This window comes from Flavobacterium sp., assembly GCF_036741995.1.
In the GTDB taxonomy this organism is placed as follows: Bacteria; Bacteroidota; Bacteroidia; order Flavobacteriales; family Flavobacteriaceae; genus Flavobacterium.
Window position 1 is genome coordinate 1 of the sequence record NZ_DAINRG010000087.1, and the last position, 4180, is coordinate 4180.

Annotated in this window: 6 protein-coding genes; 2 read left to right on the forward strand and 4 right to left on the reverse strand. The window is 35.3% G+C overall.

The features are described from left to right. Both V7D82_RS13395 and V7D82_RS13400 read left to right on the forward strand, forming a co-directional pair. On the forward strand, positions 1-769 hold a 769-nt coding region (locus V7D82_RS13395; RefSeq protein ID WP_333601458.1), incomplete at its 5' end, for a hypothetical protein. 4 nt (positions 770-773) lie between these two features. Next, positions 774-1241 (forward strand): acyl-CoA thioesterase, encoded by a 468-nt coding sequence (locus V7D82_RS13400; protein ID WP_333601459.1) that lies wholly within the window; start codon positions 774-776, stop codon positions 1239-1241. A 109-nt stretch (positions 1242-1350) separates the two neighbouring features. On the opposite strand, the gene V7D82_RS13405 is transcribed toward V7D82_RS13400, so the two are convergent. The 4 genes from V7D82_RS13405 to V7D82_RS13420 all read right to left on the reverse strand — a co-directional run. Beyond that, positions 1351-1740, reverse strand: coding sequence for a hypothetical protein (locus V7D82_RS13405; RefSeq protein ID WP_333601460.1), 390 nt, complete (start codon positions 1738-1740; stop codon positions 1351-1353). A 45-nt stretch (positions 1741-1785) separates the two neighbouring features. Further along, positions 1786-2118, reverse strand: coding sequence for a DUF4870 domain-containing protein (locus V7D82_RS13410; RefSeq protein ID WP_333601461.1), 333 nt, complete (start codon positions 2116-2118; stop codon positions 1786-1788). A gap of 286 nt (positions 2119-2404) precedes the next feature. Continuing rightward, complete coding sequence (locus V7D82_RS13415) at positions 2405-3043, reverse strand: response regulator transcription factor (protein WP_333601462.1); 639 nt, start codon at positions 3041-3043, stop codon at positions 2405-2407. Between the two features lie 57 nt (positions 3044-3100). Next, positions 3101-4180 (reverse strand): sensor histidine kinase (locus V7D82_RS13420; protein ID WP_333601463.1); only part of this gene is annotated, 1080 nt, incomplete at its 5' end.

Consider the following 4180-nt stretch of genomic DNA (forward strand, 5'->3'; position numbering starts at 1 on the left):
ACGCTATTTATATGTAGCCGATATTGGTAAAGCTTTAACTCCTGATGCCAAAGACGGCGATGGCAAAATTGTAAAACTTGATCAGAAAGGAACCGTATTGGATTCGACTTTTGTCAAAGAAACGCTCAACGCTCCAAAAGGACTGGCCATTGATAAAGGGGTTATATTTCTTAATGATATTGACCGATTGGTAGCAGCTGACCTAAAAACAGGAGCGGTTTTATACCAAATTGATTTTAGTAAAGACACTCATTTTCTCAACGATATCGCAGTTTGGGACAGCAATACGCTTTATGTTTCAGCCACGGACAACAACAAGTTATTCAAAGTGAATCTTGCAAACAAATCCTATTCCGAAATTGTAATTGACAAACCCATAGCCGGCATCAACGGATTGTATTGTGCTAAAAAAGCAAGCCTGTTGTATGTGAACGGTTTGGGAAGTAACAACAAAGCCAATGGAGTAGTGGGTTACATTAATTTAAAGAACAATACTTTTACCCAATTAACTACCGTGGAAGGAATTTATGACGGATTGTTCATGGCCAATGATGTACTCTACACCAGCAACTGGGTGGCTTATGAAAAGAAAGGCATATTGCTTTCCATTCAATTGTCTAACCATCGCATTAACAGAATTCCTATAACGGAACCTATTGCCGGCCCGGCTGATTTTGTGATTGATGGCAATACTATCATAGTGCCAGCGATGTTATCGGGCGAGTTGCAGTTTATTTCTTTTGAAAATTCACTAATTCAAAAACTATAAGTCTATGAACATAACTCCTACTTCGGTTTATACCATTCGTTTTAACGATTGTGATTTATTTGGCCATCTAAATAATGCCCGGTATATTGATTATTTTTTGAATGCCAGAGAAGACCATTTAAAACAATACCACGACCTTGACCTGACCGAGTTTTACAAAAACAATATTGCTTGGGTGGTTGGTGGACACGAAATTGCTTACCTGCGTCCGGCTCTTTATAATGAAGTGGTTACCATTCAATCAACGTTGCTCGCCGCTGATGCCGAGTATCTATTGGTGGAAACCCAAATGAAAAGCGAAAACAGTACCCATCTGAAAGCTATCATGCGAACCCGCTTTGTACCCATTAACACCAAAACCGGAAGAAAGGAACCTCATGCCATTTCTTTTTTAGATTGGGCTAAAACCATTGAAAACACTTCGGTTGTTCCATATGGGAATTTACAGGAGAGAATAAAACAGTTGTTGTAAAGGATAAAGTTCAAAAGCTCCCCTCCATTTTATTGGAGGGGATGGTGGAGAGATAAAAAGTCTAACATTAAAACAAAACCCACCTTAGCTAATGTTCTTTTGGCAACAATTACATGGACGAGGCAATTAGAAAACTCAGATATATCAGTATAAGACCTGCTATAATTAATTCGATATGCGATTTTTTGGTTTTAATTTTGTTGTCCAGAGTTTCGTCTATTTTTACATTTGCTTCAAATTTTTTGAGCTTTTTTATAAAAACTAACCAGCCCCCGTTTTCTGAAATATGTTTGCCCAGTTCGGTTAATTCATAATTGAATTCTTCGTTCGGATTGGGTTGTATTAATTCTTTTTGTTGCATAATATCGGCTAAAATTTTGGCGCCTTGTAGTTTATTTCCAACTTCATCTTTAAAATCTTTCAGATTTAGTAAATGATTTTCCGAACTGAATAAAAGAAACAAGTTGATTTCAATCAAGGTATTTATTTGGTCAATCATAGTTATTGAGACTTATGTTTTCTAAAAAAAAAACGGGACGGTTACCTATTGAATAAAGCGAAATTTGTCTTTGAAATAAAACCCTATAATCGGCAATGGTAGTCTCACACCATTGTATGCGCTGGTTATTCCGGCTATCCAAAGGATAACCAATCCCGTGTTGTTAATTAGAAGTAATATGAAGAAAAAAGGGTCAAGCATAACTGTTAGTGCTAATAGTAAATTGGTAACAATTCCAATGATAGCAAGGCCAAATGATTGTTCTAAATGAAACTTTGTCAAAGATGATTTTGCTCCTTTTTCATATTCAACAAAGGCTACTGCCCAGCCAACTATAGTTAAATAGCTTATAACAGAAATAGTTTTTTTAGTCATCATTTTGCTTGGCAATGGTCTTGTTTGTTAGTGGTAAACCCATAAACCCTACAGCTATTCTCAAATCGGGGCAGTTGAATAGCCAATAGGATTTTATAGGATTACTTATAGTTTACGATTATTACTTAGTATTGGTTTTTAAAAACAATAAAATCTTTATTTGTTATGGCAAATCTAAAGGAATGAAGTCTAGTGATTTGTAGAATTGACAGGCAGTTTTTGTAGAATTGCTTCTACAAAAAAAAGCAACAGGAACTGTTGCTTTACTATTAAAAAGGTTGGAATTAGTCTAACTGTATAATTGAAAGAAATCAATTAAATCAGCCAGATTAGTGATTCCCAGTTTTTCAAAAATCCGGTTTTTGAAAGTACTGACGGTGGATTTTTTGACTTGAAGTAATTCGGCAATTTCCATATTGCCGTAGCCTTTAATTAGTAAGCGCGCTACTTCCACTTCCCGATTGGATAATTGTTCCAGTGGATTGATAGGTTTTTTGGAAATATAAGAATCCAAAATGCGGTCTTTAATATTTTGAGTAATGTATTTGCCCGAAATCATCATGCTTTTTATGGCTTGCTTCATTTCGTCTTCGCTGCTGCCTTTGTTCAAATAGCCCGAAGCACCGGCATTGATGTAACGAAGCGCATAAATATCTTCATCATAACCACTAAAGATTAAAATTTTAATATCCGATTGTATGTTTTTAATTTCAGCCAGAATGTTTAAGCTATTTCCATCAGGAAAATTGATATCCAAAATCAGTAAATCAACCTTGGTTTCCCGCAATATTTTGAGCGTATCCTTAAAATTACCGGCCTGATGAATCTTTGCATTAAGAAATAGCTCTTTGATTAATAGCGATACACCTTGTCTGACGATGCTATGATCGTCTACAATTAAAAAAGTAAAATTGGTGGTTTGTTTCATTTTGAAATATCACTTTACAAGTACCGAATACATTTCCTAAATTTAACCAATTCTTGGTTACACTTTGCTTAATATTAAATTAAAGATTACGCTGGTACCACTTCCTTCCTTGCTGTCAACGGCAATAGTCCCGTCAAACAGTTCAATAATTTCTTTGCAGAGATTTAATCCTAAACCTACTCCCAAATCATTCACCTTTCCGGAAACGGTTCCCTGATAATAGGATTCGAAAATATTATCCAAATCATTTTCGGAAATTCCAACGCCGTTATCTTCAATAACTACCTTTAGGTTGAGTTCATAATCCGAGAGGTCTTCCTGCTGAATGGTTACGGTTATCAAACCATTTTCGGTAAACTTATTGGCATTCCCGATAATGTTGTAAAACAGTTGATGAATTTTGCCCGAATCAGAATGCACTTCATGATTAGAATCTAAATGCAACTGTAAGGCTATTTTGTTCCCTTTGCTTTCCACCAGTGATGTCAAGGAAGCTGCTATTTGGTTGAGTTCTGTCTTTAAAAAGAAGTTTTTATTTTTTAAAGTTAACTTATGATTTTCATCTTTTGAATACTCTAAGATTTGATTGGATAATAGCAGTAAGGAATTAGTCGTAAACTCAATCGATTTAAAGGTATCTTTTAATTCCAAATCTTTAACGGAAGCACCAATCTTCTTGCTATAAATAGAAATGATGTTCAATGGCGATCGAATTTCATGACTAATCATTCCGATAATTCGGTTTTTGAAATTCAGACTATGGCGGATTTGTTCCTGTGCAGCGGTGAGTCTTTTTTCATACTCAAAAGCCAAACGCGTAAAACCAAAAAGGATCAACGATATCACAAACATCAGTAAAATGACTGCCACTATTGTATAACTTCTTATGGCTTTGTTGGTTTCGTATTGGTCTTTTAACTGTTGTTGGCTATTCGTTTTTAAAGCATTAGCAGCAGCGGTATAATCGGGTAGTGTGTTATGACATAACAACAGCAATTCGTTATTGAACTTAAGCAGTTCAACATCTTTATGACGCAACTTTAGGAAAGAGTATTTCAGTTTCTGAAATTCCAGCGCGTAGTATTTATTGGTACTTAAAATTACATTTTTCAACAACTCTTCAATAGTTCCTCTGAT